Origin of the sequence: Microbacterium paraoxydans, assembly GCF_019056515.1 — a bacterium.
GTDB lineage: Bacteria > Actinomycetota > Actinomycetes > Actinomycetales > Microbacteriaceae > Microbacterium.
The window spans coordinates 1,667,327-1,693,432 of the sequence record NZ_CP064873.1 but is presented as its reverse complement, the minus strand read 5'-3'; the positions used below and the strand labels follow the sequence as shown (position 1 = coordinate 1,693,432).

Annotated in this window: 25 protein-coding genes and 1 tRNA gene; 7 read left to right on the top strand and 19 right to left on the bottom strand. The window is 71.0% G+C overall.

The genetic code is table 11. The features are described from left to right. Window positions 1-8: 8 nt before the first annotated feature. From IZR02_RS08050 to IZR02_RS08030, 5 genes are read right to left on the bottom strand one after another with little or no spacing between them, the layout of a single operon-like run. Window positions 9-992 (bottom strand): helix-turn-helix transcriptional regulator, encoded by a 984-nt coding sequence (locus tag IZR02_RS08050; RefSeq protein WP_025103437.1) that lies wholly within the window; start codon window positions 990-992, stop codon window positions 9-11. Beyond that, on the bottom strand, window positions 989-1,981 hold the full coding sequence (locus tag IZR02_RS08045) for a helix-turn-helix transcriptional regulator (protein ID WP_025103436.1): 993 nt from the start codon (window positions 1,979-1,981) through the stop codon (window positions 989-991). Before IZR02_RS08045 ends, IZR02_RS08050 begins: the two co-directional genes overlap by 4 nt. Then, window positions 1,981-2,913, bottom strand: a complete 933-nt coding sequence (locus tag IZR02_RS08040; RefSeq protein WP_025103435.1) for a hypothetical protein — start codon at window positions 2,911-2,913, stop codon at window positions 1,981-1,983. The genes IZR02_RS08045 and IZR02_RS08040 overlap by 1 nt, the downstream gene beginning before the upstream one ends. A gap of 10 nt (window positions 2,914-2,923) precedes the next feature. Further along, window positions 2,924-3,943, bottom strand: a complete 1,020-nt coding sequence (locus tag IZR02_RS08035; protein WP_025103434.1) for a tRNA (adenine-N1)-methyltransferase — start codon at window positions 3,941-3,943, stop codon at window positions 2,924-2,926. Then, complete coding sequence (locus tag IZR02_RS08030; protein ID WP_025103433.1) at window positions 3,940-4,623, bottom strand: HAD family hydrolase; 684 nt, start codon at window positions 4,621-4,623, stop codon at window positions 3,940-3,942. Before IZR02_RS08030 ends, IZR02_RS08035 begins: the two co-directional genes overlap by 4 nt. An 87-nt stretch (window positions 4,624-4,710) precedes the next feature. Here IZR02_RS08030 and IZR02_RS08025 point away from each other — a divergent pair, with 87 nt between their 5' ends. Next, window positions 4,711-5,559, top strand: a complete 849-nt coding sequence (locus tag IZR02_RS08025; RefSeq protein ID WP_025103432.1) for a PAC2 family protein — start codon at window positions 4,711-4,713, stop codon at window positions 5,557-5,559. Window positions 5,560-5,572: 13 nt separating this feature from the next. Here the strand turns inward: IZR02_RS08025 and IZR02_RS08020 are convergent, their stop codons facing one another. Beyond that, window positions 5,573-6,403, bottom strand: coding sequence for an undecaprenyl-diphosphate phosphatase (locus IZR02_RS08020; RefSeq protein WP_025103431.1), 831 nt, complete (start codon window positions 6,401-6,403; stop codon window positions 5,573-5,575). A gap of 47 nt (window positions 6,404-6,450) precedes the next feature. Next, window positions 6,451-7,746 (bottom strand): M20/M25/M40 family metallo-hydrolase, encoded by a 1,296-nt coding sequence (locus tag IZR02_RS08015; RefSeq protein WP_025103430.1) that lies wholly within the window; start codon window positions 7,744-7,746, stop codon window positions 6,451-6,453. Window positions 7,747-7,859: 113 nt separating this feature from the next. Between IZR02_RS08015 and IZR02_RS08010 the strand changes: the two genes are divergently transcribed. Continuing rightward, window positions 7,860-7,942: transfer RNA gene (locus IZR02_RS08010), tRNA-Leu, on the top strand. A 102-nt stretch (window positions 7,943-8,044) separates the two neighbouring features. Here IZR02_RS08010 and IZR02_RS08005 read toward each other — a convergent pair. Next, window positions 8,045-9,142: a VIT1/CCC1 transporter family protein gene (locus IZR02_RS08005; protein ID WP_025103429.1), complete on the bottom strand. Its 1,098-nt coding sequence runs from the start codon at window positions 9,140-9,142 to the stop codon at window positions 8,045-8,047. A 130-nt stretch (window positions 9,143-9,272) separates the two neighbouring features. After that, complete coding sequence (locus IZR02_RS08000) at window positions 9,273-11,015, bottom strand: DEAD/DEAH box helicase (RefSeq protein WP_029989244.1); 1,743 nt, start codon at window positions 11,013-11,015, stop codon at window positions 9,273-9,275. A 146-nt stretch (window positions 11,016-11,161) separates the two neighbouring features. Here IZR02_RS08000 and IZR02_RS07995 point away from each other — a divergent pair, with 146 nt between their 5' ends. Further along, entirely contained in the window at window positions 11,162-11,989 is an 828-nt protein-coding gene (locus IZR02_RS07995) for an SGNH/GDSL hydrolase family protein (protein WP_025103427.1), read from the top strand. Window positions 11,990-11,998: 9 nt separating this feature from the next. On the opposite strand, the gene IZR02_RS07990 is transcribed toward IZR02_RS07995, so the two are convergent. Beyond that, window positions 11,999-12,805 (bottom strand): TrmH family RNA methyltransferase, encoded by an 807-nt coding sequence (locus IZR02_RS07990; protein ID WP_025103426.1) that lies wholly within the window; start codon window positions 12,803-12,805, stop codon window positions 11,999-12,001. A 65-nt stretch (window positions 12,806-12,870) separates the two neighbouring features. Between IZR02_RS07990 and IZR02_RS07985 the strand changes: the two genes are divergently transcribed. Together IZR02_RS07985 and IZR02_RS07980 are read left to right on the top strand one after the other, a co-directional pair. Next, window positions 12,871-13,710 carry a Sir2 family NAD-dependent protein deacetylase gene (locus IZR02_RS07985; RefSeq protein ID WP_025103425.1) on the top strand — a complete coding sequence of 280 codons (840 nt, stop codon included), beginning with the start codon at window positions 12,871-12,873 and terminating at the stop codon, window positions 13,708-13,710. Next, window positions 13,707-14,294, top strand: a complete 588-nt coding sequence (locus IZR02_RS07980) for a histidine phosphatase family protein (RefSeq protein ID WP_025103424.1) — start codon at window positions 13,707-13,709, stop codon at window positions 14,292-14,294. Before IZR02_RS07985 ends, IZR02_RS07980 begins: the two co-directional genes overlap by 4 nt. 8 nt (window positions 14,295-14,302) lie before the next feature. Here IZR02_RS07980 and IZR02_RS07975 read toward each other — a convergent pair whose 3' ends face one another. The 5 genes from IZR02_RS07975 to IZR02_RS07955 are packed head-to-tail and all read right to left on the bottom strand — an operon-like array spanning window position 14,303 to window position 20,245. Then, window positions 14,303-15,109 (bottom strand): HpcH/HpaI aldolase/citrate lyase family protein, encoded by an 807-nt coding sequence (locus IZR02_RS07975; protein WP_025103423.1) that lies wholly within the window; start codon window positions 15,107-15,109, stop codon window positions 14,303-14,305. Next, window positions 15,106-15,588 carry a MaoC family dehydratase gene (locus IZR02_RS07970; protein WP_371512203.1) on the bottom strand — a complete coding sequence of 161 codons (483 nt, stop codon included), beginning with the start codon at window positions 15,586-15,588 and terminating at the stop codon, window positions 15,106-15,108. The genes IZR02_RS07975 and IZR02_RS07970 overlap by 4 nt, the downstream gene beginning before the upstream one ends. Window positions 15,589-15,603: 15 nt before the next feature. After that, complete coding sequence (locus IZR02_RS07965; RefSeq protein WP_025103421.1) at window positions 15,604-16,752, bottom strand: acyl-CoA dehydrogenase family protein; 1,149 nt, start codon at window positions 16,750-16,752, stop codon at window positions 15,604-15,606. Continuing rightward, window positions 16,752-18,686 (bottom strand): acetyl/propionyl/methylcrotonyl-CoA carboxylase subunit alpha, encoded by a 1,935-nt coding sequence (locus IZR02_RS07960; RefSeq protein WP_025103420.1) that lies wholly within the window; start codon window positions 18,684-18,686, stop codon window positions 16,752-16,754. Before IZR02_RS07960 ends, IZR02_RS07965 begins: the two co-directional genes overlap by 1 nt. 5 nt (window positions 18,687-18,691) lie before the next feature. After that, window positions 18,692-20,245 carry a carboxyl transferase domain-containing protein gene (locus tag IZR02_RS07955; protein WP_051582212.1) on the bottom strand — a complete coding sequence of 518 codons (1,554 nt, stop codon included), beginning with the start codon at window positions 20,243-20,245 and terminating at the stop codon, window positions 18,692-18,694. Window positions 20,246-20,356: 111 nt separating this feature from the next. Here IZR02_RS07955 and IZR02_RS07950 point away from each other — a divergent pair, with 111 nt between their 5' ends. Then, window positions 20,357-20,959 (top strand): TetR/AcrR family transcriptional regulator, encoded by a 603-nt coding sequence (locus tag IZR02_RS07950; protein WP_025103418.1) that lies wholly within the window; start codon window positions 20,357-20,359, stop codon window positions 20,957-20,959. Here the strand turns inward: IZR02_RS07950 and IZR02_RS07945 are convergent. Genes IZR02_RS07945 through pdhA form a run of 3 tightly spaced genes read right to left on the bottom strand, consistent with a single transcriptional unit; the run spans window position 20,952 to window position 24,456 of the window. Beyond that, window positions 20,952-22,331 (bottom strand): dihydrolipoamide acetyltransferase family protein, encoded by a 1,380-nt coding sequence (locus IZR02_RS07945; RefSeq protein ID WP_025103417.1) that lies wholly within the window; start codon window positions 22,329-22,331, stop codon window positions 20,952-20,954. The two genes, IZR02_RS07950 and IZR02_RS07945, sit on opposite strands and share 8 nt — an antisense overlap. Then, window positions 22,328-23,338 carry an alpha-ketoacid dehydrogenase subunit beta gene (locus IZR02_RS07940; RefSeq protein ID WP_025103416.1) on the bottom strand — a complete coding sequence of 337 codons (1,011 nt, stop codon included), beginning with the start codon at window positions 23,336-23,338 and terminating at the stop codon, window positions 22,328-22,330. The genes IZR02_RS07945 and IZR02_RS07940 overlap by 4 nt, the downstream gene beginning before the upstream one ends. A 2-nt stretch (window positions 23,339-23,340) precedes the next feature. After that, a complete protein-coding gene (gene pdhA, locus IZR02_RS07935; RefSeq protein ID WP_025103415.1) occupies window positions 23,341-24,456 on the bottom strand; it encodes a pyruvate dehydrogenase (acetyl-transferring) E1 component subunit alpha in 1,116 nt (371 codons plus the stop codon). A gap of 171 nt (window positions 24,457-24,627) precedes the next feature. Between pdhA and IZR02_RS07930 the strand changes: the two genes are divergently transcribed. After that, window positions 24,628-25,101 (top strand): Lrp/AsnC family transcriptional regulator, encoded by a 474-nt coding sequence (locus IZR02_RS07930; RefSeq protein ID WP_025103414.1) that lies wholly within the window; start codon window positions 24,628-24,630, stop codon window positions 25,099-25,101. Here the strand turns inward: IZR02_RS07930 and IZR02_RS07925 are convergent. Further along, window positions 25,073-25,972 carry an alpha/beta fold hydrolase gene (locus tag IZR02_RS07925; protein ID WP_025103413.1) on the bottom strand — a complete coding sequence of 300 codons (900 nt, stop codon included), beginning with the start codon at window positions 25,970-25,972 and terminating at the stop codon, window positions 25,073-25,075. The genes IZR02_RS07930 and IZR02_RS07925 overlap by 29 nt on opposite strands. Window positions 25,973-26,106: the final 134 nt, after the last annotated feature.

Here is a 26,106-nt window from a genome sequence, read left to right as displayed (position 1 = left end):
TCTACAGATCAAACCTCGGCGTCAGGTCGGTGGTAGAGCGCGAGTCCTGCGGCGGCCCACTCCCGGGTGGCGGTCCGCGCGATCCCCGGATCCGTGACCTCCATCGCACCGCCGAAACGGGCCGCGAGCCGTTTGATGCCGCGGGGGTCCGCGAGGTGGAGCTGCGTCGTCACCATCCCGTCGCCGGCGCGGAGCGTCTCCGTGGGCACGAAACCGCTGAGCAGCGGAGCGAGGCGCTCCGGGACGCGGACGGTGACCTCGCGCTCCTCCTCCAGCCCGGCGAACGCCTCCGGTACCCGGTCGCCGCCGTGAGTGCTGGGGATGTCGGTGAGGGTGGGCGCGCTGACGCGATCGAGGTGGAACGTGCGCATCGCCTCGCGCATATGGCACCAGCCCTGCAGGTACCACTGTCCGTTCGTGATGAGGATCTGCACGGGGTCCACGGTGCGGGTGGTGGGCTCGGCATCGGGAGCCTGGTACGTGAACGACACGGCCACCCCGTTCTGCAGACCGCGCGCGACGACCTCACGCACCTCGTCCACCGCGGTCGGGGCGACGACGACGTCGGCCGGCGCATCGGCGGCACCGCGCGAGAGCTTCGAGATGAGGCCGGCGACGAGGCCGGAGTCGGATACGGCCGGGACGGCTGCGACCATCTGCAGACCGGCGAGCAGGGCTGCCGCCTCTCGTGCGGTGAAGCGCGGCACGCGGCGGAGGGCCACGTCGTTCGTGATCTCGATGACGTCCTCGAGGTCGAGGAGATCCCAGTTGATGTCGAACATCTCCTGCGGCTGCTGCCAGTAGCCCGCTTCGCCCGGCAGGCCGATGACCGTCAGCTTCTCGACCATGGCCCGCATCTCCCGCGGAGTCACGCCGAACTCCTCGGCGGCCTCGGCGAGCGAGACCTGTCCGTGCTCGAGCAGGTACGGGACGAGCGTCAGGTAGAGACGCACGCGCTCCGCGGCGAGGAGAGGCTTGGGAGCCGCGCTCATGCGGACACCTCCGCATCGGTGTGGGCTTCGACCACCGCGCGCAGGCGGCCGATCACGGCATCGCGGAGTCGTGCGGGCTCGACGACGCGGACCTCGGGACCGTAGGACGCGAGCTCGTCCGCGAAGATGTGCAGATCGACGAAGGGGACGTGGATACCCTGCGCCGCGGGCGTCGCCCGCCGCCCGAGCCGCAACGCGGCCTCAGTGCCGGGCGTCACCTCCAGGAGTGCCGAGTTCTCCGCGGCGACGCGCTCCAGACCTCGCAGAGCCCGCTCCCCCGCCCCTTCGCGCAACGCGGGGTCGAAGGTGCTCGTGCTGACGACGACGTCGCCGACGATGCGGCTCAACAGGAACGTCCGGTCCTCGTCGATGTCGACGTCGACGCCGTACACGTGCCAGCGCGCTTCGTAGTCCACGAGGGCGAGGGGCCGGATCCGACGCCGTCGAGGAGCGTCCTCGCCCGGCTTCACGTAGTCGAAGGACACCACCCTGCTGCGTTCGATCGCGTCCTGCAGCGGGGCGAACGCGGGGTCGCGGGCGGTGATCCGCGGCGCGAAGCCGATGATCGGTTCGTCGCCGTCGATGCCGAGGGCCCGGATCTTGCGGACACCGGACTGTGCGTCTCCCGAGACCGACTCCGCACTCCAGACGCTGCCCGCGAGGCGGAGCACGGCCAACTCGGCAGGCGAGAACTCGATGTCCCCTGGGAGATCGTATTCCGCCTGCGGAATGCGATACCTCGCCTCACGAAGGTCGTTCGGGTCCGCCGCGTCGCCGATGGTCTCGATGGGGACACCCAGCGAGCGGAGCTCGTCCTTGTCCCGCTCGAACATCTTCTCGAGCGCATCCGACCGCGTCCCCGCGTCGGCGCGCTGGCGGTAGCCGGAGACGTTGTCGAGGATCTGCTGCTTGGTGAGCCCGATCTCCGTGGCCATCAGCGCCACGACGAGATTCGTCAGGCGCTCTTCGGCAGGGATCCGGGCGGCCATCAGGGTGCGGCGACCGGGGACACGCCGAGGATGTCGACCACGACGGCCATGGCCGGGGAGCTCTCGGTCTTGGGGAGCACGACGAGGACCTGCGAGCCGACCGGCTTCCCGACCAGCGCATCCGCGACCGGCGCGGCGATCTGTCGGATGCCGTCGGTGGCGGACTGGCCCCAGGTGCTCTGCACGACGGTCTTGTCGTCCCAGTTCACCGCGGTGAAGTGCACGAGCGGCGTCTGCTCCTCGGTCAGCTCCTCGCCGTCGCCGCGGATGAGTGTCTGGACGACCTGCTCGTCCGGGGCGGCGCTGTCGGGGACGATGATGCCGGGAGTGCCGTCGTCGGCGCGCACGACGGTGGGCATGCCCTGCGCGTCGTTGAACTGCAGCGTGCCCTCGGCCTTCGGGAGGAACGCGTCGACGACGTCGATGACGAACACCGCGATGTCGTCCTGGCCCATGCCGAAGCCGCCGAGATTCGTCTCCCCGAAGTCCTCCGGGGTCAGACCCGCCACGATGCGGCTGCCGCCGGTCGCGCACTCCAGGACTTCGGCGAGTCCGGGAGACTGCGCGGCCCAGGACCCGATGGTCGAGGCGCGCGTGGTGTCCTCGTCGTACGTGGTCGCGAAAACCTGCTTGCCGGTCGCCCCGTCGTAGATGGAGATCTGGGTGACGAGCGGCTGGGCGTCGTCGACGAGTGCACGGCCGTCCCCCGTGACGACGTCCGCATAGGACGTCTCCGTGAGGCGCACCGGCGCGAAGATCTCGACGTCGGGCTCGGAGCCGACCTCACCGGAGACCGTGACGGCGCTGTCGATGCCGTTGGCGTGTCCGCCGCGATCGCACGCGGCGTCGGCGGACGAAGAGGTCACGCTGCACCCCGTCAGAGCGAGGGCGGCGAGGCTGAGGGAGGCCAGAACGGCGGACGTTTTACGCACGCGCTCCAGTCTATTCCGTCGTGTGCTCGGATTCGCGCGATGCCGCCGCCAGCCGCGCGCCCTCAGCCGCCTTCCCGGCCTCTCGCGCGCGCTTGCGGAGGTTCTTGTCCGTGATCTCGCGATCGCCCACCGCGCCCGGCGTCCACAGCTCGACGTCCTCGTCGCTGTAGCTGCTTTTCGAGGCCCGACGCTTCACAGACGGGGCCACGGCGCCCGGGGCGAGCCGGCGAGCCGTGAGGAGGAACCCGGTGTGCGCGACCATGCGGTGGTCCGGCCGGACAGCCAGCCCCTCCACGTGCCACCCGCGGACCATGGTCTCCGACGCCTCGGGGTCGGTGAAAAGCCCGGTGCCGCGGATGAACTCGGCGACGCGGGAGAGCTGCGTGGCGGTGGCGATGTAGCAGAGCACGACACCGCCGGGGGTCAGCGCCTCCGCGACCGCCTCGATGCACTCCCAGGGCGCGAGCATGTCGAGCACCACCCGGTCGACGGTGCCGGGCTCGACTTCCACGGGCAGCGCGGCGACGAGGTCTCCGACGACGACGCGCCAGGAGTCGGGGCGCTCCCCGAAGAAGGTCTCGACATTCGCCTGGGCCACTTCCGCGAAGTCCTCGCGGCGCTCGAAGGAGAGCAGGCGCCCCGTGGAGCCCACGGCCCGGAGGAGCGAGAGCGACAGAGCACCGGACCCGACACCGGCCTCGACGACGGTGGCGCCCGGGAAGATGTCGGCCTGCATGACGATCTGCGCCGCGTCCTTCGGGTACACGATCGCGGCACCGCGGGGCATCGACATCGCGAAGTCCCGCAGCAGCGGCCGCAGCGCCAGGTACTCGTGCCCGGAGCTGTTCGCCACGACCGAGCCATCGGGGAGCCCGATGAGGTCGCGGTGCCGGAGGACCCCGTGGTGCGTGTGCAGCTCGCCGTCCTCGCGGAGCGTCACGGTGTGCAGGCGACCCTTCGGACCGGTGAGCTGTACGCGGTCGCCCTCCCGGAAGGGGCCGCTGGGGCGCGGGGCGGACGTGGTGGTCATCGGGTGGCCTCCGTGATCGCAGCGCGGGAGCCGAAGAGCTCCACGAGGTCGGCGGCACCGCGGCCGTCGAGGGTCGGCCACAGCTCGTGGGCGCCGAGGCCGTCGAGCGGGACGATGTGGGGCACGCCGAGCGTCAGGGCGCCGGAGGCGAGGCCCGCGCGGAGACCGGTCGGGGAATCCTCGATGACCACGACCTCGGCGATGTCGACGTCGAGGAGCGCGGCGGCCTGGAGGTACGGCTCCGGGTGCGGCTTGGGGTTGTCGACGTCGTCTCCGGCGACGACGATGTCGAAGGCCTCGAACTCGATCAGCCCGACCACGTCGAGAGCCATCCGGCGCAGCGACATCGTCACCAGACCGGTCGGGATCCCGGCGGCACGGAGATCGCGGAGAAGCTCCTGGGCGCCCGGCCGGAAGGGGACGCCCTGGGCCCGCAGCGACTCCTGCACGGCCGTCGTGAGGTGGGAGACGATCGCCTCCGGAGCCATGTCGACCCCCGCGCCCTGGAGGATGATCGCGCTGTCGATGAGGCCGCTGCCCACGAGCTGCAGGGCGTCCTCATGGGACCAGGTGCCCCCGAACGACTCCACCAGTGCGGTCTCGGCCGCCATCCAGTACGGCTCGGTGTCGACGAGTGTTCCATCCATGTCCCAGAGGACCGCGCGGGGCTTGTTGCTCACTGAACCCATGCTAGCCGGGCCCGCCCACATCCCCTCGACGCGGGCTAGCCTGGGGGGACGGAGCCACGACCTCGAAGGGAGCACGGCATGGACGTTCTCGGTTCGCGCATCATCATCGCCGCCTTCGACGGCTGGAACGACGCCGGTGAGGCCGCGACCGGAGCCGTCGGCGCGCTGCAGGCGGCGGGCGGCTACGACCTCGTGCACTCGGTCGACCCGGAACTCTACTTCGACTACCAGTACACGCGACCCGCCACCCGGCTCGACGCCGAGGGCCGCCGTCAGATGACGTGGCCGGAGGCGGGGCTGTGGCGTCCGCGCGAGCCAGGACCCGGCCCCGAGTTCTGGCTCCTCACCGGTGCCGAGCCCGCGCGCACCTGGCAGGCGTTCGCGTCCGAGTTCATCGACGTCGCCCTGCGCGACGACATCACCGGCTTCGTGACCCTCGGCGCCATGCTCTCCGACGTGCCGCACACTCGCCCGATCTCGATCTTCGCGTCGAGCCAGAACGAGCAGGTCCGGGAGGCGCATGCGCTGGAGCGGTCGGTGTACGAGGGCCCGGTCGGCATCCTCACCGTTCTCGAGCACTTCGCCGAGAACGCGGGCATCCCCTCCGTGAGCCTCTGGGCGAGCGTCCCGCACTACGTCGCCTCTGCCGCCCCTTCGCCGAAGGTCACCCTGGCCCTCCTCGACCGTCTCGAGGAGCTGACCGGGGTGGATGTCGACCGCCGGCACCTCCGCACGGAAGCCGCGGCCTGGGAGGCGTCGATCGATGCCGCCGCATCCGAGGACGAGGACATGGCGGAGTACATCCGGCAGCTGGAGCGCACGCGGGACACATGGGACTCCCCCGATGCGTCGGGAGACGCGATCGCCCAGGCCTTCGAGCGCTACCTGCGGCGCCGCGACGACGGCCGCGGCGACCGCAAGCGCTGATCAGGCGTCCGGCTCAGGCCGAGGCCGGGATCACGCCCATCGCGAGCAGCACGAGCAGCACGCCGCCGAGCAGGATCCGGTAGATCACGAACGGCAGGAAGCTGCGCTTCGAGATCCAGTTCATGAAGAACGCGATCACGCCGAGCGCGACGACGAAGGCGACCCCTGTCGCGGCCATCGTGTCGCCGAGCGAGAAGAAGGACGGCTCGCCCCAGCTCTTGAACAGCTGGTAGAAGCCGCTGCCGAACACGGCCGGGATCGCCAGCAGGAACGCGTAGCGGGCGGCGGCGGCGCGCTCGTAGCCGAGGAACAGCCCCATGGTGATCGTGCCGCCGGACCGCGAGACGCCGGGGATGAGTGCGAGTGCCTGGGCGAGTCCGAAGGCGATGCCGTGCGGGTAGGTCAGATCGTCGAGCGCGCGGCGCTTGGCTCCGACGTGGTCGGCGATGCCCAGGAGGATGCCGAACACGATGAGCATGATCGCCACGATCCAGAGCGAGCGGAAGACGGTCTCGATCTGGTCCTGGAACAGGAGTCCGAGCAGCACGATCGGGATGCTGCCGATGATGATGAGCCACCCCATGCGCGCGTCCGGGTCGTTCCGCGGCACCTTTCCGGCGAGGGACCGGAACCACTGGGAGATGATGCGGACGATGTCGCGCCAGAAGAACACGACGACGGCGGCCTCGGTGCCGATCTGCGTGATGGCGGTGAACGCCGCGCCCGGGTCTTCCCCTGAGGGCAGGAACGTCCCCACGACCCGCAGATGGGCGCTGGAGGAGATCGGCAGGAACTCGGTGAGACCCTGGACGATTCCCAGGATCAGAGCTTCGAGCAGGTGCATGGAGAGGCCTTCGTCTTTCGGGGCGGCACGGAGCGCGTGGACGCCGCTCAGTACGTGCGCAGCAGATCGGCCAGCACCCGCTGACCGAAGACAAGTGAGTCTACGGGCACCCGCTCGTCGACTCCGTGGAACATCCCGGTGAAGTCGAGATCGGCCGGCAGGCGCAGCGGGGCGAAGCCGTAGCCGGTGATGCCGAGCGTGGCCAGCGCCTTGTTGTCGGTTCCCGCGCCCAGGAGGTACGGGATGACAGGGACACCGGGGTCGTGCCGCCCCAGCGCCGCCACCATCGCCTCGACGAGCTCACCTGTGAACGGCGTCTCCATGCCGATGTCACGGACCACGGTCTCGATCCGGATGTCGTCGCCCACGATGCGCTGGAGCTCCGCGAGCACGTCGTCCTCGGTCCCCGGGATCACGCGGACGTCGATCAGCGCCTCGGCGCGCTCCGGGATGACGTTGTGCTTGTAGCCGGCGGTGAGGGCCGTCGGGTTGGTCGTCGTGCGGAACGTCGACCGCAGGAAGGCCTCAGCCGGGCCGGCCGCGGCGGCGAGGGCGTCGGGGTCGTCGGCGCTCCGGCCGCTCAGCGCGCTCAGGCCCTCGAGCAGCGCCTCCGTCGTCGGCGTGAGCCGGACCGGCCACCGCGTGCGGCCGATGGCGGCGACGGCCTCGGCGAGCTTCGTGACGGCGTTGTCCTCGTGCAGGCGGCTGCCGTGCCCCGCCCGGCCGGTGGCGACGAGGCGGATCCAGATCAGCGCCTTCTCCCCCACCTGCAGCAGGTACGCCCGACGGTCGTCCACCGAGATGGAGTAGCCGCCGACCTCGCTGATCGCGGCCGTCGCCCCGGCGAACCACTCCGGCCGATCCTTCACGACGAGCGCGGAGCCCTCGACCCCGCCGTTCTCCTCATCGGCGAAGAACGCCAGGACGAGGTCGCGCTCCGGCTGCTCCCCCGCGCGCAGGATGTCGGCCACGGCGGTGAGGATCATCGCGTCCATGTTCTTCATGTCGACCGCGCCGCGACCCCACAGCATGCCGTCCTGCACGGTGCCGGCGAACGGATCCACCGTCCAGTCCTCGGCGACCGCGGGCACGACGTCCAGGTGGCCGTGCACGACGAGAGCCGGCTTGGTGCGGTTGCGGCCCGGGACCCGCGCCATGACGTTCGTGCGCCGCGGGATGGGCTCGTAGTACTCGACCTCGAGTCCCAGCTCCTCCAGGTACGCCCCGACGTACTCGGCCGCCTCCCGCTCCCCTTTCGCGTTGCCGCCGCCGTAGTTGGAGGTGTCGATGCGGATGAGGTCGCTCGCGACGCGGGCGACCTCCGGCAGGGAAGAATCGGTCATGGACTCAGGCTATCGAAACCGCGTGCCACGCCCGGGCGTCACGCTCGGTTCGAGACGCCTCCGAGAACGTGCTAATCTCATTCTTCGGTCGGCAACGATCAAATCCAACACCTGCGCGGGTGGCGGAATGGTAGACGCGCTAGCTTGAGGTGCTAGTGCCCGATAGGGCGTGGGGGTTCAAGTCCCCCTCCGCGCACAGAGAGCGAAGGCCCCGGATCCACGGATCCGGGGCCTTCGTGGTTTCCGGTGCGGTCATGGCGGTGCGCTGCGGTCCCGCGCGAGCGGGACCGCAGGACCGTCACACCGCGCCGACGCCGAAGAGCAGACCCAGCGCGTAGGTCACCGCAGCCGCGCCGAACCCGATGGCGAGCTGCCGCAGGGCCCGCCGGAGCGGCGGTCCTCCGGAGAGGACGCCGACCATCGCACCGGTGCTGAGCAGCGCGATGCCGACCAGCACGAGCGCGAGCACGATCGCCGCGGTGCCCTCCATGCCGAAGATCCAGGGCAGGACGGGCACGATCGCGCCGGAGGCGAAGAGGAGGAAACTGGAGATGGCCGCCGTCCAGTCGTTTCCGACGACCTCGTGGGCGTCGCCGCCTTGGACGGCCACCGGCCCCGTGGCCGCACGCCGGACGCCTTCCTGGGCCGCCTGGACGATGCGACGGGCCCGGGCCAGCGACTCGCCCTGATCCATGCCGCGGGCGCGGTACACGAGCGCGAGCTCGTTCTCGTCGATGTCGAGGTCGGCCGCGGCCGCCGCGGCATCCTCGTTCGCCTCGGTGGCCGTGAGGAGCTCCCGCTGCGACCGCACGGACACGAACTCCCCCGCGCCCATCGACAGTGCGCCCGCGAGGAGACCCGCGATGCCGCTGAACAGGACGAAACCCGAGCTCACGCCGGTGGCGCCGATGCCGAGCACGAGGGCGAGGTTGCTGACGAGGCCGTCGTTCGCGCCGAAGACGGCCGCGCGGAAGGAGCCGGAGAGGCGCCGGCGGCCGCGCGCGGCGAGACCGCGGACGACCTCGTGGTGGACCTTCTCGTCGGCGCGCATGGCCGGGGTGGCCCAGCGCTCGGCGTCGTACGGGGAGCGGGCCTCGGCGCTCTGGGCGAGGGCGAGGACGAAGATCGAGCCGAAACGGCCGGCCATCCACCCCAGGAGGCGGGAACGGACCCCGGCCCGCGGCAGGCGCGTCGGTTCGCCGCCCAGCAGGTCGAGCCAGTGCTTCTCGTGGCGGCGCTCGGCCTCGGCGAGCCCGAGCAGGATCGCCCGCTCCTCCCCCGACCGGCGGGCCGCGAGGCGCTGATAGACGGCGCCCTCCGCCCGTTCCTCAACGAGATAGCGAGCCCAGCGCCGTCGATCGGCGGCCGTGGAATCGGCTGCGGCAGGGGCTGTCATGGAACCTCCAGGTGTCACGGTGCCCGGCATCCGGGCAACCGTTCCACGCTATCCGCGCGGTGCCGCCCCGGCCGCGTCCTGGCACGGATTGCCAGCATTTCGGGGATCCGAAGCAGCGACCGGAAAGTGCTCAGGAGCGGACGCGCTTGCGCAGCACCTCGATGCGGGACTGCAACTGCGTCACGGTCGCCTGCGCCACCGCCGGACCGCCGCAGATACGACGGAGCTCGGCATGCACGGCGCCGTGCGGCTGGCCCGACTGCCGGGCGTAGAGGCCCACCAGGCTGTTCAGCAGCTGGCGCTGCTCGCGCAGGGTGCGATGCAGCGGCGCCGGCAGTGTCGTCGTCTGCGTCGGGTCGGCCTGGGCTTCCCGGACCTCGCGGTGCCGGGACTGGCGGGCCTGCCGCTGCATCAGGAGCTCGTGCACGTGCTCGGGCTCGAGCAGACCGGGGAAGCCGATGAACTCCTCCTCCTCGGGCGTGTTCGGCTCGGCGAGCTGGCCGAACTCCTTCCCGTCGAACACCATGCGGTCGAAGTGGGCGACGGAGGAGATGGCCTGGTAGCTGAACTCCTGGGTCAGCGCGTCGGAGGCCTCGTCCTCGCGGTTCGCGCTCTCCAGCAGCGAGTCCTCGAGGCCGTCGTCGTCCTTCGACTGACGGTCGAGCGCGTGATCGCGCTGCTTCTCCATCTCGTTCGCGAGCTTCATCAGCACGGGGACGTGCGGGAGGAAGACGCTCGCCGCCTCGCCTCGACGACGCGCCCGCACGAAGCGGCCGATGGCCTGAGCGAAGAACAGCGGGGTGGACGACGACGTCGCGTACACGCCCACCGCGAGCCGCGGCACGTCGACGCCCTCCGAGACCATGCGCACCGCGACCATCCACCGGGCGGTGCCCTCCGAGAACTTCTCGATACGCTCGGAGGCGGTGGCGTCGTCGGACAGCACGATCGTCGGCTGCTCGCGGGTGATGCTGTGCAGGATCTTGGCGTAGGCCCGGGCGACGGTCTGATCCGTCGCCAGCACGAGTCCGCCAGCATCGGGGATGTGGTGCCGGATCTCGGTCAGACGGCGATCCGCCGCGGAGAGCACAGCAGGCATCCAGTCGCCCTCGGGGTCGAGGGCCGTTCGCCAGGCCTGCGAGGTGACGTCCTTCGTGTTGTCCTGTCCCAGATGGGTCTCGAGTTCGTCGCCGGCACTCGTCCGCCACCGCATCTTCCCGGCATACATGTGGAAGAGCACGGGACGGACGACGCCGTCCGCGAGAGCGCGGCCGTACCCGTAGGCGTAGTCGGTGCTGGAGACCCGGGCTCCGGTCTCGTCCGGGAGGTACTCCACGAACGGGATCGGTGCGGTGTCGCTCCGGAACGGGGTCCCCGAGAGCAGCAGTCGGCGTTTCGCAGGTCCGTAAGCATCGCGGATCGCGTCGCCCCAGCTCAAGGCGTCGCCGCCGTGGTGCACCTCATCGAGGATGACCAGGGTCTTCGCGTCCTCCGTCAGGTGACGGTGCACCGACGACTTCGCGGCGACCTGCGCATACGTGACCACGACGCCGTGATAGTGCCGCGCCGGTGCCCAGTCGCTGTTGCGGAAGCGCGGGTCGAGCCGGATGTGGACGCGGGCGGCGGCGTCGGCCCACTGGGTCTTCAGGTGCTCCGTGGGTGCCACGACGATGACCCGGTTCACCTCGCCCATGCGCATGAGCTCGACCGCGAGGGTGAGCGCGAACGTGGTCTTGCCGGCGCCCGGTGTGGCGGCCACGAGGAAGTCACGCTGGTCGGCCTGGAAGTACGCGTCCAGAGCCTCCTGCTGCCATGCCCGCAGCTTGTTCGCCGTTCCCCACGGGGCGCGCTGAGGGAAGGACGGAGAGAGCATCGACTCCACGATAATCGCTGCCACGGACACCGCGGCATCCGCGGGGGTGCCGCGCGCGTCCCCCCTCGAAGGCACCGGCACGGGTAGGCTCGGTCACTGCGCGGCGGTCACCATCGTGCGCGCACGCCTTCGCGAAGGAGAGCCGGATGAGCGATCAGGAATCGACCAGGACCCCGTACGTCGCGAACGAGACTCCGCACCCGTGGCGCCGGTTCGTCGCGATCGGCGACTCGTTCACCGAGGGCATCGGCGACCCGGACCCGGCGGCCCCCGGGGGTCACCGCGGCTGGGCCGATCGCGTCGCCGAGGTGCTCGCCCAGCAGGTCGACGACTTCGCCTATGCCAACCTCGCCGTCCGAGGAAAGCTCATCGCGCAGATCGTCGCCGATCAGGTGGAGCCCGCCGTCGCGCTGCGCCCCGACCTCATCTCGATCTGCGCCGGCGGCAACGACGTCATCCGCCCCGGCACCGATCCGGATGCCATCGCCGCACAGCTGGAGGACGCGGTGGCGCGCCTGTCGTCCACCGGCGCGGCCGTGGTCGTGTTCACCGGCATCGACACGGGTTTCACGCCGGTGTTCCGTCCCTTCCGCGGCAAGGTCGCGATCTACAACGAGAACGTCCGCGCGATCGCCGAGCGCCACGACTGCATCGTCGCGGACCAGTGGGCACTGAAGGTCGTGCAGGATGCGCGATTCTTCGACGACGATCGGCTGCACTACAACGCCCTCGGCCATCACGAGGTCGCGCGGATGGTGCTCCGCGCCCTCAACGTTCCGAACGACCTCGAGGCCATGCAGCCCGAGCCGCTGCCGCTGCGGACCTGGCGTGCCGCCCGCAGCGAAGACCTCGGCTGGGCCCGGGAGCACCTCGTGCCCTGGGTGCTCCGCCGGCTGCGCCACCAGTCCTCCGGCGACCACATCGCTGCCAAGCGCCCCGAGCCCTCCCCGGTCATCCTCCCCGGCAAGGAGTGACGCGCGCTCTCACTCCGCGGGAGCGAGTGCCCACAGCGCCACGGCGGCGGCCGAGGCGACGTTGAGCGAATCCACGCCGCCGGCCATCGGAATGGTGACCACGGTGTCCGCGCTGTCGAGCGCGGTCCGCGTGAGACCGTCGCCTTCGGCTCCGAAGAGCAGCGCCACCTTCTCGGGCCGCCGTGCCGCATACATCCGGAGATCCACGGCTGTGTCGCTGAGCGCGAGGGCAGCGATGTCGAAGCCCTCCTCACGGAGATCCGAGACCGCCGACGACCACTCGTCGATCCGGGTCCAGGGCACCTGGAACACCGTGCCCATGCTCACCCGGACGCTGCGACGGTAGAGCGGGTCGGCACAGCGCGCCGACACGAGCACCGCATCCGCCCCCAGGCCGGCGGCGGCGCGGAAGGCGGCGCCGACGTTGGTGTGATCGCCCAGGTTCTCCAGCACCAGCACCAGCCGCGCGTCGCGCACCACGTCGGCGACCGGCGCCAGAGACGGACGGCGCATGGCGGCGAGGGCTCCGCGGTGGACCTGATAGCCGGTGACCTGTTCCGCGACCTCGTCCGGGACCACGAGCACCGGAACGGCGCGCTCCCCCAGGATGCGCCGCACCTCGTCGACGCGCCGGGCCGAGGCCAGCACCGATCGGGGTTCGTGCCCGGCGGCCAGCGCGCGCTCGATCACCTTGGTGGTCTCGGCGATGTAGAGTCCCTCCGCGGGCTCGCGGACGGCGCGGAGGGCGGTGTCGGTGAGGCCGCGGTAGTCGTCCAGCCGCGCGTCGTCGATGTCGGTCACATGCTGGAGGTACACCGCTCCACTCTGCCATCCCGGTTCTCGTCCACCCCGCGCCCCGTAGACTCGATCGAGGAGGTCCTGTGAGCGCGACGAACACCGCCGAGCCGTCGGCCGAGCTCTCCCACGCCGCCGACCTGCTGCGCGGCAAGCGGATCGCCCTTCTCACCGGCGCCGGCATCTCGACCGACTCGGGCATCCCCGCCTACCGCGGCGAGGGGGCGCGCACCCGCAGCGACCCCATGACGATCCAGACCTACCTCGGCGACGAGGCCGCCCGGCGCCGCTACTGGGTCGGCGGTCACCTCGGCTGGCGTGCCTTCGCCCGGGCCGCCCCGAATCCCGGCCACCGTGCACTCGCGGAGATGGAGTCCAGGGGCGTGGTCTCGGGTGTCATCACCCAGAACGTCGACGGACTGCACCTCCGCGCTGGCAGCTCGCACGTCATCGAGGTGCACGGGACCATGCGCCGCGTGCTCTGCCTGCACTGTGGTCAGGTGTTCGACCGTCGCGACATCGCCGTGCAGATCGAGGAGCGCAACCCCTGGATCACCGTCCCGGAGAGCGTGGCGCTGGCTCCGGACGGCGACGTGCTCCCGGAGAGCACCGAGGGCTTCGTGGTCCCGACCTGCACCGTGTGCGCGGGCATGCTCAAACCCGACGTGGTGTTCTTCGGAGAGTATGTGCCGCAGGACCGCTTCCGTGCCGCCGAATCGTTGCTGCGCTCCAGCGACGCGCTCATCGTGGCCGGCTCCTCTCTCGTCGTGAACTCCGGCGTGCGCCTCGTGAACCGGGCACGTCGACGCGGCATCCCTCTGATCATCGTCAATCGCGAGCCGACCCGCGCGGACGCCTGGGCCGATGTCACCATCGCCGCCGGCACCAGCGACGTGCTCCCCGCCCTGCAGGAGATGCTGTCGTGACCTATCTCACCCTCATCCGCCACGGTCAGACCGACTGGAACCTCGCCCGCCGCATCCAGGGGTCGACCGACATCCCGTTGAACGAGACGGGCCGCGAGGACGCGCGGTGGGCGGCAGAGAAACTCGCCGGCACGACGCACCATGCCGTCTACACGAGCCCGCTCGTGCGGGCGAGCGAGACCGCCGGCATCATCGCGGAGCGCCTGGGCTTGGAGATCGCCGGCGTGGTCCCCGACATCCGGGAGCGGGAGTTCGGCGAGGGCGAGGGCATGCTCGTCCCCGACTACATCTCGACCTACGGCGACTGGCACGCGGAGGTCCCCGGCGCGGAATCGCTGCACGAGGTCGGCGTCCGCGCCATCGCGGCGCTCCACCGCATCGCGCGCGACGCCCGGCGGAGGTCGGCGCCGCAGGCGGAGTCGGTGCTCGTGGTGACCCACGGCGGAGTCATCCGCGCCGTCATCGACCATGTCTCCGGCGGTACGCTCCCCCGGGACGGCGAGGTGCTGCGCAACGGCTCCGCGCACCGGTTCGTCGCGGCACCCGGCTACCTCCGGCTGCTCGAGGAGACGCCCGTCCTCTGACGGGACGGTCAGCCGGCGCGGGAGACCACGGCGCGCGCGTGGCGCAGGACGGGCTCGTCCACCATGCGCCCCCGGAAGCGGAACACACCGCGCTCCTGCGCCGCAGCGGCGAGCACCTCGCGCGCCCATGCCACGGTCTCGGCGTCCGGGGCATATGCCGCCCGGATGACCGCGACCTGACTCGGATGGATGCATGCCGTCGCGCGGAACCCCGACGCCGCCGCATCGTTCGCCTCCCGCTCCAGCCCCGCGGTATCGCCGATGTCGACGTGCACCGCGTCGATCGCCGCCTTGCCGTGCGCACCGGCCTCCAGGAGCACCCGGGAGCGGGCGTAGCGCGCGATGTCGCGGTAGCCGCCCTCCGTGTTGCGGGACGAGGTGCCGCCGAGGGAGGCCACCAGATCCTCCGCGCCCCACATCAGTCCGGCGACCGCCGGGTGCGCGGCGATCTCGGGCGCCGCATGGATTCCACGCGCCGTCTCGCACAGCGCGAGGAGGGTGAAGCCCGCGTCGAAGGCGTCCAGGCCCTCCGCGCTCTCCGTCTTCGCCACCATCACGGTCCGGAACGGCGAGCGAGCCAGGGCCTTGAGGTCGTCCGCGAACGCCGCGGAGTCCGGCGCATTCACCCGTACGATGACGCGCGCGGGGTCGAGGTCCGCGGCGACGATGTTCTCGCGGGCCTCGCTCTTCGCCTCCGGCAACACGGCGTCCTCCAGATCGAGGATCACGGCATCCGCCCGCTCCTGGGCCTTCGCGAAGCGTTCCGGGCGGTCCGCCGGGCAGAACAGCAGGGCAGGGCCGAGTTCGAAGGTCATGCGGCGTCCTCCTCCGGCCGGCAGCGCACCAGCACCGTCCGGACGGCCGTCGCGACCACCGTGCCGTCCTGATTGCGTCCGGTGTGCGCGATCTGCACGACGCCCTGGCCGGGACGGGACGACGAGAGCCGCTTGTCGACGACGACGCTCTCGGTCGTGAGCGTGTCCCCGGCGAACAGCGGATGCGGGAAGGCGATGTCGCCGAGGCCGAGCTGCGCCACCAGCGTCCCCTGCGTGAGCTGGGCGACCGAGGAGCCCACCATCGTCGACAGCGTCCACATGGAGTTCATGAGGCGCGCGTGGAAAGGCTCCTGGGCATCCGCGAACGCCGCGTCCAGATGCAGCGCCTGGGTGTTCATCGTCAGCGTCGTGAAGAGGACGTTGTCCGCCTCCGTAGCCGTGCGACCGGGGCGGTGCACGTACCGGACGTCGGTCTCGAACTCCTCGTAGTACAGGCCGCGCTGCACGACCTCGCGCATGGTCATGCCTCCACGCTACCGGGCGAGTCCGAGCGCCCTGGCGATCACGAGGAGCTGGACCTCGGTGGTCCCCTCGCCGATCTCGAGGATCTTGGAGTCACGGTAGTGGCGCGCCACCGCGAATTCGTTCATGAAGCCGTTGCCGCCGAAGATCTGCGTCGCATCGCGGGCGTTGTCCATCGCGGCCTCGCCCGCGACGAGCTTCGCGATGGCCGCCTGCTCGGCGAACGCCTCTCCCGCGTCACGGAGGCGTGCGGCGTGGTGCCAGGCGAGCCGTGCGGTATGCACGCGCGCCCTCATCCGCGCCAGCGTGAACTGGGCGTTCTGCCGCGTGCTGAGGGGGCTGCCGAAGATGGTGCGGCTCTTGGCGTACTCGACCGCCGCCTCCAGGCACCCCTCCGCCGCGCCGGTCGACAGGGCGGCGATCGCGATGCGGCCCTCGTCCAGGATGCTGAGGAAGTTGCGGAACCCGCTCCCCCGCTCGCCGAGGAGATTGCCCGCCGGCACCCGCGCTCCGTCGAACGTCAGCGGATGGGTGTCCGACGCGTTCCACCCCACCTTGTCGTAGGGCGGCTCGACCGTGAATCCCGGCGTACCGTTCGGGACGATGATCGTCGAGATCTCCTTGCGTCCCTCGCTCTGGCCGGTGACCGCGGTGACCGTGACGAAACGGGTGATCGGAGTGCCCGAGTTGGTGATGAACTGCTTGGAGCCGTCGATCACCCACTCGTCGCCGTCGAGCCGCGCCGTCGTGCGCGTCGCCCCGGCGTCGCTCCCGGCCTCGGGCTCGGTGAGCCCGAACCCGGCGAGGGCACGACCGGCGAGGAGATCCGGCAGCAGCTCGCGCTTCTGCTCCTCGGTGCCGAAGCGGAAGACGGGCATCGCCCCGAGGCTCACCCCGGCCTCGAGGGTGATCGCGATCGACTGGTCGACCCGTCCCAGAGCCTCGATGGCGAGGCCGAGCGCCATGTAGTCGCCGCCCTGCCCGCCGTACTCCTCGGGGAAGGGGAGTCCGAAGAGACCGAGCTCCCCCATCTGCCGCACGACGTCCATGGAGAGCGTGTGCGTGCGATCCGCCTCGTACGCCTGCGGCGCGACGACCGTGTCGGCGAACTCGCGTACCATCGCGGCGAGCTCGCGCTCCTCCTCGGTGAGATCGTGCATCATCGGTCCTCCTCCGTCATCGTCACGCGGGCGACCGGTTGGTCGCGCCGCACCTGGTCGCCGACCGCGACCAGCAGCCGCACCACGCCGTCGTGCGGCGCGAGCACGGGGTGCTCCATCTTCATCGCCTCGATCGATACGAGGGGCGCTCCCGCGCGGACCGCCGCCCCGTCCTCGACGTGAACAGCCACGACCCCGCCGGGCATCGGGGCGCGAGCCTCGGGCTCCGTGGCCCTGGCTTCGCGTTCCGCGGCGGCGAGGCGCCTGCGCATCCGGCCGCGGCGGTCCAGGGGACGCAGCCGGAGCGTCCGCCCTTCCTCGCTGACCCATACCGCGCCCTCGGCGTCGCGGGCCACGTGCACCCGGTCGGCGCGCACCAGGGGTGGCGTCGCGCGCACGATCTCTTCGTCGTCCGTGAGCAGGGCGACGGGTTCGAGGGCGCACGGCGCCGCTCCGAGACGCCATCCCGGGAGGCTGTGCCACAGCGGGCCGGCGCCCTCTCGCGCGGTGACCGTCGCGGAGCGGGTCTGCACGACGCCGGCGGCCGCCGCGAGCTGCGCCGCCGACGGGGGCACCGGTGCGAGCGGGAGCAGGGTCTCGATGAGGCCGGTGTCGAGGTCTCCCTCGCGCACACGGCGGTCCTGAAGCAGCTGGCGCAGGAACGCGATGTTCGTCTCCACGCCCAACACCACGGTGCGGGCAAGGGCGTCGTCCAGGCGCTGCAGCGCCGTCTCCCTGTCCTCCGCCCACGCGATGACCTTCGCGATCATCGGGTCGTAGAACCCGCTCACCACACTCCCGGACTCGACGGCGGCATCCACCCGGACGCCCGGAGGCGCCTCGAAGAGCAGCACGGTCCCCGTCGAGGGCAGGAACCCCCGTTCCGGCGACTCGGCGTACACCCGCGCCTCCACGGCATGGCCGGTCGTGCGGGGCTCGACGTCGAGCTTCTGTCCATCGGCCATGCGGAGCTGCAGCGCGACGAGGTCGAGTCCGGTGACCTCCTCGGTCACCGGATGCTCCACCTGCAGCCGGGTGTTCATCTCGATGAAGAAGACGTCTTCCGGGGCGTCAGCGTCGACGAGGAACTCCACGGTGCCGGCCCCGACGTAGGCGACGCTCTCCGCTGCCCGCACCGCCGCCGCGAGCAGCCGGTCGCGGGTCGCGGACGGGATCCCGGCGGACGGCGCCTCCTCGATCACCTTCTGATGACGACGCTGGAGCGTGCACTCCCGCTCGCCGAGCGCCACGACGGTGCCGTGGACGTCGCCGAACACCTGCACCTCGATGTGTCGCGGTCGACGGATGAGACGTTCCAAGATGAGCGCGTCGTCGCCGAAGGCGGATGCCGCGACCCGTCGGGCGGAGCTGAGCGCGCTCGCCAGACCCGTGCTGTCGGCGACGACCTCCATGCCCTTCCCCCCGCCGCCCGCGCTCGGCTTCACGAGGAGCGGGAATCCGACAGCCTCCGCCTCCTCGCGGATCTCCGCGTCGGACAGCCCGCGCGCGTCGAACCCCGGCACCACGGGCACGCCGCTGCGGCTCACGTGCTCACGGGCTCGCGCCTTGTCCCCCATGATCTGCAGCGCCTCGACCGTGGGACCGATGAAGACGATGCCGCTCTCCGCACACGCCTCCGCGAGCCCGACGCTCTCGGAGAGGAATCCGTAGCCGGGATGGATGGCCTCCGCTCCGGAGGCACGAGCCGCCGCGATGACGGCATCGATGTCGAGGTACGACTCCGCGGCCGGTGCCGGACCGATCCGCACGGCGGCATCCGCCTCGCGGACGTGCGGCGAGTCCGCGTCCGCGTCGCTGTAGACCGCGATGCTGCGGATGCCGAGCTCGCGGAGGGTCCGGATGATCCGGCGCGCGATCTCGCCGCGGTTCGCGACGAGGACCGAGGAGAACGAGAGTTCGGGTGAAGGCGACATGGGGCTCACATCCGGAAGACGCCGAAGCGCGGCTCGGGCAGAGGGCAGCGGGCGACGACGTCCAGGGCGAGTCCGAGGAGGTCACGGGTCTGCTCCGGATCGACGATGCCGTCGTCCCAGAGCCGTGCGGTGGCGTAGTACGGCTCGCCCTGCTCTTCGTACTGCGCCCTGATCGGCTCCTCGAACGCCGCACGCTCCTCCGCGGTCCACGACTCCCCTCGCGCCGAGAGCTGGTCGTCCTTCACGGTGGCCAGCACCGAGGCGGCCTGGGGTCCGCCCATGACCGAGATCCGGCTCGCGGGCCAGGTCCAGAGGAACCGCGGAGAGTAGGCACGTCCGCACATCGAGTAGTTGCCCGCTCCGAAGGAGCCCCCGATGATGACGGTGAGCTTCGGGACGCGGGTGGTCGCGACGGCCGTGACCATCTTCGCCCCGTCTTTCGCGATGCCACCGGCCTCCGCATCGGAGCCGACCATGAACCCGGTGATGTTCTGCAGGAAGAGCAGGGGGATGCCCCGCTGATCGCAGAGCTCGATGAAGTGCGCGCCCTTGAGCGCGGACTCGCTGAACAGCACGCCGTTGTTCGCGACGATGCCGACGGGGTGGCCGTGCAGCCGCGCGAAACCCGTCACCAGTGTGGTGCCGTACTCGGCCTTGAACTCATGGAAGGTGTCGCCGTCGACGAGGCGTGCGATGACCTCGCGCACGTCGTAGGAGGCGTTGACGTCCACCGGAACGACGTCATACAGGGAGCCGACCTCCGCGGGCGGTCGACTGTCGCCGACGTCCCAGGCCGGGGCGAGCGGCGGCGGCAGCGTGGCGACGATGTCGCGGAGGATCTCCAGGGCGTGCTCGTCGTCGTCGGCCAGGTGATCCACGACGCCGCTGCGACGGGCGTGCAGCTCCCCTCCCCCGAGCTCCTCCGCCGTGACCACCTCGCCGATCGCCGCCTTCACCAGCGGCGGCCCGCCCAGGAAGATCGTGCCCTGTCCCCGGACGATGACGGTCTCGTCGCTCATCGCCGGAACGTAGGCGCCCCCGGCTGTGCACGAGCCGAGGACCGCTGCGAGCTGCGGGATTCCCTGCGCGGACAGCCGCGCCTGGTTGAAGAAGATGCGTCCGAAGTGCTCCCGATCCGGGAACACCTCATCCTGGCGGGGAAGGAAGGCGCCGCCCGAGTCGACGAGGTAGAGGCAGGGCAGGCGGTTCTCGAGGGCGATCTCCTGCGCGCGCAGATGCTTCTTCACGGTGAGCGGATAGTAGGTCCCGCCCTTCACGGTGGCGTCGTTGCAGACCACCATGACGTGCCGGCCGTGGACCAGGCCGATGCCGGCGATGACACCGGCCCCGGGCGCCTCGCCGCCGTACAGGCCGTCGGCCGCGAGCGGCGCGACCTCGAGGAACGGGCTGTCCTCGTCGAGGAGGCGCGCCACCCTGTCGCGAGGAAGCAGTTTGCCGCGGGCCACGTGTCGCTCACGCGAGGCGGCCGGCCCGCCCTGCGCTGCCGCGGCGAGACGGTCGCGGAGCTGCTGGGCGAGCGCTTCCTGGGTTGCCGGCATCGTGACGTCCTCCTCGACCCACGTCGCGCCGGGTGGGAGCCTGGCGCGCTGCATGCATTCTCGGTTAGTGTTCACTAACCCGTTGATTCAGGTTAGCGAGGATTAACTGAGATGACAAGCCCCGCCACCGCCCGCGACCGCGCCAAGGCGGAACGCTCCGACGCGCTTCTGCATGCCGCGGCACGGCTCTTCGCCGCGCGCGGGTACAGCGGCGTGAGCCTGGAGGACATCGGCGCCGCCGTCGGCGTGTCCGGGCCTGCCGTGTACCGCCACTTCGCCGGGAAGCAGGCCCTTCTCGGCGCGGTCCTGGTCAAGGTCAGCCAGGATCTCGTCGCGGGCGGACGACGCGTGTCCGCGGAGACGACGGCAGCCGACGAGCGGATGCGCGGACTCATCCGCTTCCACGTCGAGTTCGCGCTCGGCAACGCCGAGGTGATCCAGGTGCAGGACCGGGACCTCGCCTTCCTCGACGACGACGACCGCGCCGAGGTCCGTCGCCTGCAGCGCGCCTACATCGAGCTCTGGATGGATGCGCTCGCCGCCCTGGATCGTCCGGAGTCCCTGGACCGCGACGAGCTGCGGCTGCGCGTGCAGGCGTGCTTCGGTCTCATCAACTCCACCCCGCACAGCACCCGCGCCGCGACGAGACGGCACGCGGCCACCGCGACCGTGCTGGTCGCGATGGCCGAGGCCGCGCTGCGCGCCGCTAGCTGAGCAGCATCGCCCGCCCCGGGTCCTCGAGGATGTCCGCCACGTCCTTGAGGAACGTCGCGCCCTCGGCCCCGTCCACGAGGCGGTGGTCGAAGGACAGGCTCAGCGTCATGAGCTGACGCAGCGCGATCTCCCCGCGGTACTCCCACGGCTGCCGACGCACGGCGCCGACCGCGAGGATTCCGGACTGCCCCGGCGGGAGGATCGGTGTTCCGGCGTCCACCCCGAACACCCCGATGTTCGACAGCGAGAACGTACCTCCGGCGAGTTCGGCCGGCGAGGTCTTCCCCGCACGCGCGGTCTCCGCGAGGGCACGGATCGCTGCGGACAGCTCCACCAGATTCATCCGCTCCGCGTCCCGGATCATCGGCACGATGAGACCACGCTCGGTCGCGGCGGCGATGCCCAGGTCGACGAAGCCGTACTCGACGATCTCCCCGGACTCCTCGTCCCATCGCGCGTTCAGGCCCGGAGCACGGCGCAGGGCGAGGCAGACCGCCTTCGCGACGACGGCGAGCGGGCCGATCCGATGCTCCGAGAGCGCTCGGTCGTCGCGGAGACGTGCCAGCATCTCCATGGTCGCGGTCACATCGACCGTGTGGAACACCGTGACGTGCGGGGCGGTGAAGGCGCTCTGCACCATCGCCGCCGCCGTGTGCTTGCGGACCCCGCGGATCGGGATGCGCGTCTCCCGCGGCCTCTCCTCCGCGCGCGGGAGAGTTCCGGAGATCGGGGTGGTCTCGCGCTCGGGCGTCCCGGCGGGCCGTGCCGGCTCCGCTCCGATGCGCTCCGCGTACGCATCCACGTCTGCCCTCGTGATCACGCGGTCACCGACTTCCGCGGCGACGAGGACGAGGTCGACGCCCCGTCGTTTGGCGTAGGCGCGCACCGGAGGGGTGGACCGTGGTCGCTCCAGAACGGGCTCGACCGCGACCGATGGCGTCGCGTCGTGCGGAGCCGCCTCGAGAACGGCCGTGTCGGCCGCCGAGGCCACCGGGGCGGCACTCCGGCGCCGCGCCCGGCGCGCGGGGCGTCCGCTCGAGGTCGGGGCGGCCCCGTAGCCCACGAGGTTCGGCTGCGCCTTCTCCGCGGAGGACTCCTGCTCGCCACCGGACGGCGCCGCCGGAGGGTCGTCCCCCTCGATGTCGAAGGCGATCAGCGGCGCTCCCACGGCGACGGTCTCTCCCGCGTCCGCGTGCAGGGTCGACACCGTGCCCTCGTATGGCGACGGCAGCTCGACGACGGCCTTGGCCGTCTCGACCTCCGCGAGGGTCTGGTTCAGCGCGACGCTGTCGCCGGGCGCGACGAGCCACTGCACCACCTCGGCCTCGGTGAGTCCTTCGCCGAGGTCGGGGAGACGGAATTCGGCGATCATGCGTCTGCTCCCGTCAGGCTGTGCGGGCGATCCATCACGCGGTCGACCGCATCGAGGATCCGGTCGAGGTCCGGCAGGTGGTACTTCTCGAGCTTGGCCGGCGGGTAGGGCACGTCGTGGCCGGTGACCCGCAGCGGAGCGGACTCCAGGTACTCGAAGCAGCGCTCCGTCACGCTCGCGATGACCTCTGCGGCGAGTCCGGCTTCCCGGGAGGCCTCGTGCGCCACGACCACACGCCCGGTCTTGCGCACCGAGGCGGCGACGGAGTCGTAGTCCACCGGCGAGAGCGACCGCAGGTCGATCACCTCCAGGGCGATGCCCTCGTCCTCCGCGGCTTCGGCCGCCTGCAGCGCGGTGCTCACCATGGCCCCGTAGGTGAGGACGGTGACGTCGGTGCCCGGGCGCACCACCCGCGCGACACCCATCGGCGGGGCATCCGCGAGCGGGGCCTCCAGGTCGACCTCCCCCTTGTGGTGATAGAGGCGCTTGGGCTCGAAGAACACGACGGGGTCGTCCGAGGCGATCGCCTGGCGAAGACTCCGGTAGGCGTCCTCCGGGTTCGACACGGCGACCACCCGAAGGCCGGCCGTGTGCGCGAAGTACGCCTCCGGAGACTCGGAATGATGCTCCGCGGCACCGATGCCGCCGGCCCAGGGGATCCGGATGGTGATCGGCATCTTCACCCGCCCCTGGGTGCGGTAGTGGAGCTTCGCGACCTGGGAGACGATCTGGTCGAAGGCCGGGTAGACGAACCCGTCGAACTGGATCTCGACGACCGGGCGGTATCCGCGGAAGGCGAGGCCGACGGCCGTGCCGACGATCCCGGACTCCGCGAGGGGGGTGTCGATGACCCGGGCCGCCCCGAACTCGTCGAGGAGGCCGTCCGTGATCCGGAAGACGCCGCCGAGCTTGCCGATGTCCTCCCCCAGGAGCACCACCTTCTCGTCGTCGCGCATCGCCTGACGCAGGCCGGCGCCGAGCGCCTTGCCGAGAGTGAGCTCGGTCATGGTCACGCCTCACCCTCGAACGACGCCAGATAGGCGGCGTACTCGTCGCGCTGCCGCTCCAGACCCGTGTGCGGCTCGGCGTAGACGCCGTCGAAGACCGCCAGCGGCGGACGGGTGACCATGCCCAGGCAGGTCGCGCGCATCTCCTTGGCGATGGCGTCCGCAGCCGCCTGCGTCTCGGCGACGTGCTCCGCGGTGAGGTCGCCGGTCGCGCGGAGGTACGCCTCGATGCGCGCGATGGGGTCGCGGCGCCGCCACGACTCCAGCTCGGCCTCGTCCCGGTACCTGGTGGGGTCGTCCGCGGTGGTGTGCGGACCCATCCGGTAGGTCACCGCCTCGATGTAGGCCGGCCCCTTCCCGGAGCGTGCGTGCTCCAGCGCCCAGCGCATCGCCGCCAGGCACGCGAGGACGTCGTTGCCGTCCACGCGGAGGCTCGGGATCCCGAATCCGGGGGCGCGTCCCGCGATCGGGTACTGCGACTGCACCGCGACCGGCTCGGAGATGGCCCAGTGGTTGTTCTGGCAGACGAACACGACCGGCACCTGGTAGGACGCGGCGAAGATCATCGCCTCGTTCACGTCCCCCTGACTGGTGGCCCCGTCTCCGAAGTAGGTCACGGCGACCTCCGGGGCCTTCTCGTGCCGGATGCCGAGGGCGTACCCGACCGCGTGCAGGGTCTGGGCGCCGATGATGATCTGCAGCGGAGCGACCCGCAGGACCGCGGGATCGTAGGCGGCACCCTCCTCGCCGCGCCACATGCGCACGTAGTCCCCCGGCTGGGCGCCGCGGGCGTAGATCACGCCGGTCTCACGGTAGCTCGGGAAGACGTAGTCCTGCGGATCGAGGGCCCGGGCGGTGCCGATCTGCGTGGCCTCCTGCCCCTGGCACGGCGCCCAGAGACCGAGCTGCCCCTGGCGCTGCAGGGCGACACCTTCGGCGTCGATCCGGCGGAGGATGACCATGTCGCGATGCAGGGCGCGCAGCTGCGCGGCGTCGACATCGGCGACGAATGGGTCGAGGCGGGCGTTCGCGACGCGGGTCCCGTCCGGAGCGAGGATCCGCTCCGACAGCTCGAGATCCTGGGCGGTGTCCGCGATGGGGGTGGTCTGCGGCGACATCATCGTCCTCCTCGTCCCTGGCGGCCCTCGTGGGGCGACGCACAATGGAGCCGGCGTCATCACCGGCATGGTCTGAGGGTACGTCTGGTCAACACCTCGCTCAAGCAACTCAACGCCGATTGAGCATGTTGCTCATTTTTCTCCGATGCCGTGCTGCTAGGGTTTGGCACTATGCCTGGACTGGACCGGATCGACCTGGAGCTTCTCGCCGCCCTCGCCGACGACCCGCGCGTGACGATCGTCGCTCTCGCCGAGCGCATGAGCCTGTCGCGCAACACCATCCAGGCGCGGATGGCCCGGCTGGAGCAGAGCGGCGTCTTCCTCTCCTACGAGCGCGCCTTCTCCCCCGACGTCCTCGGGTTCCCGCTGCAGGCGTTCGTCAGCATCGGCGTCCGCCAGACCGAGCTCCCCCGCATCATCAACGAGCTGGCGCGCATCCCGGAGGTCGTCCAGGCACACGGTCTGAGCGGCTCCATCGACCTGCTGGCGCGCGTGGCGTGCCGCGACGCCCGTCATCTGTTCGACACGGACGCCCGGATCCTCTCGATCGAGGGTGTGGAGCGGACCGAGACCTCGCTCGCCATGGGTGAGGTGATCCCGTTCCGAGTGGCCGGGCTCATCGGCCTCGCGCGACGGGAATCCTGAGGAACCGACGGATTGCGCCGGCCGCTTCCGCCGGCGTCTCATAGTGGATCAGGTGACCCACCTGGGCGATCTCGACGAGAGACGCGTCGGGGAAGAGCGTCACCAGCTTCCGTTCCGCCTCGATCGGGGTGATGTCGTCGCGCTGTGCGGCGATGAGGAGCGTGGGCACGTCGATCGCGGGGGCGAACTCCCTGACGTCGTGCGAGACGCTCGCGACGAAGGCGTCGTGCAGCACGTCGCGATCGGAGAACCGCGAGAAGTAGGTGTCGTGCTGGTCGTGGATGAAGCGCCGCAACTCGGGGTCCCGCGTCTTCGCCATGGTCATGCTCATCACGCGGACGATCACCCGATTCCGCAGCAGCGCGGTCCCGATCCGCGGCGGGAGCTTGGCGCCGAGCGCGTAGTACAGCACTGCGAGTCGGGTCATGACGCCCTTCGGACCCTCCAGCGCCGGTGCGCCGATGGGGTTCACGAGGATCAGCCGCGGCGTCTCGAGCCCTCCGGCCACAGCGGCGGCGGCCACGATGGAGCCGAAGGAATGGCCGAGGATGACCGCCCCCGGCGCTGTGGCCGCGGCGAAGTCGGTCAACCACCCCGCGTACTCCTGAAGGTCGTGGCGACGACCGGGCAGCGGTGCGGACTCCCCGAACCCGGGCAGATCAGGCGCGAGCACGCGGAGCTCCGGAAGAAAGGCGAGGACCGACTCGAGGCCGTGGTGCTCGCCTCGGAAGCCGTGAACCGCGATGACGGTCGTCTCGGCGTCGTCCGGACCGTAGACCCAGTACGCCGTCGTTCCCCCGCGCACCTCCACCTCCTGGCGCTGCACCGGAATCCGGCTCAATCGCTCCGCATACGGGGAAGGCACACTCATGGTCCGAGTCTACGAGGCCTCTGCACTCCCGCCTTCCCGACGGATACCCCCGGGGCGTCCCCACCGTCTTGTCAGTGGCGTGGGTTAGTGTCCAAGAAGCCCCGGCCACCCGGACGAGGCGCAGCAAGGAGTGT

Coding starts and splice junctions, on each gene's coding strand:
- IZR02_RS08020 (WP_025103431.1), bottom strand. CDS start 6,403: ATGCACCTGCTCGAAGCTCTGATCCTGGGAATCGTCCAGGGTCTCACC.
- pdhA (WP_025103415.1), bottom strand. CDS start 24,456: ATGTCGCCGCAGACCACCCCCATCGCGGACACCGCCCAGGATCTCGAG.
- IZR02_RS07925 (WP_025103413.1), bottom strand. CDS start 25,972: ATGAGTGTGCCTTCCCCGTATGCGGAGCGATTGAGCCGGATTCCGGTG.
- IZR02_RS08005 (WP_025103429.1), bottom strand. CDS start 9,142: ATGACAGCCCCTGCCGCAGCCGATTCCACGGCCGCCGATCGACGGCGC.
- IZR02_RS07950 (WP_025103418.1), top strand. CDS start 20,357: ATGACAAGCCCCGCCACCGCCCGCGACCGCGCCAAGGCGGAACGCTCC.
- IZR02_RS08025 (WP_025103432.1), top strand. CDS start 4,711: ATGGACGTTCTCGGTTCGCGCATCATCATCGCCGCCTTCGACGGCTGG.
- IZR02_RS08035 (WP_025103434.1), bottom strand. CDS start 3,943: ATGACCACCACGTCCGCCCCGCGCCCCAGCGGCCCCTTCCGGGAGGGC.
- IZR02_RS08015 (WP_025103430.1), bottom strand. CDS start 7,746: ATGACCGATTCTTCCCTGCCGGAGGTCGCCCGCGTCGCGAGCGACCTC.
- IZR02_RS08050 (WP_025103437.1), bottom strand. CDS start 992: ATGAGCGCGGCTCCCAAGCCTCTCCTCGCCGCGGAGCGCGTGCGTCTC.
- IZR02_RS07960 (WP_025103420.1), bottom strand. CDS start 18,686: ATGTCGCCTTCACCCGAACTCTCGTTCTCCTCGGTCCTCGTCGCGAAC.
- IZR02_RS08045 (WP_025103436.1), bottom strand. CDS start 1,981: ATGGCCGCCCGGATCCCTGCCGAAGAGCGCCTGACGAATCTCGTCGTG.
- IZR02_RS07955 (WP_051582212.1), bottom strand. CDS start 20,245: ATGCCGGCAACCCAGGAAGCGCTCGCCCAGCAGCTCCGCGACCGTCTC.
- IZR02_RS07930 (WP_025103414.1), top strand. CDS start 24,628: ATGCCTGGACTGGACCGGATCGACCTGGAGCTTCTCGCCGCCCTCGCC.
- IZR02_RS07940 (WP_025103416.1), bottom strand. CDS start 23,338: ATGACCGAGCTCACTCTCGGCAAGGCGCTCGGCGCCGGCCTGCGTCAG.
- IZR02_RS07995 (WP_025103427.1), top strand. CDS start 11,162: ATGAGCGATCAGGAATCGACCAGGACCCCGTACGTCGCGAACGAGACT.
- IZR02_RS07975 (WP_025103423.1), bottom strand. CDS start 15,109: ATGACCTTCGAACTCGGCCCTGCCCTGCTGTTCTGCCCGGCGGACCGC.
- IZR02_RS08000 (WP_029989244.1), bottom strand. CDS start 11,015: ATGCTCTCTCCGTCCTTCCCTCAGCGCGCCCCGTGGGGAACGGCGAAC.
- IZR02_RS07965 (WP_025103421.1), bottom strand. CDS start 16,752: ATGCACGATCTCACCGAGGAGGAGCGCGAGCTCGCCGCGATGGTACGC.
- IZR02_RS07970 (WP_371512203.1), bottom strand. CDS start 15,588: ATGCGCGAGGTCGTGCAGCGCGGCCTGTACTACGAGGAGTTCGAGACC.
- IZR02_RS07945 (WP_025103417.1), bottom strand. CDS start 22,331: ATGATCGCCGAATTCCGTCTCCCCGACCTCGGCGAAGGACTCACCGAG.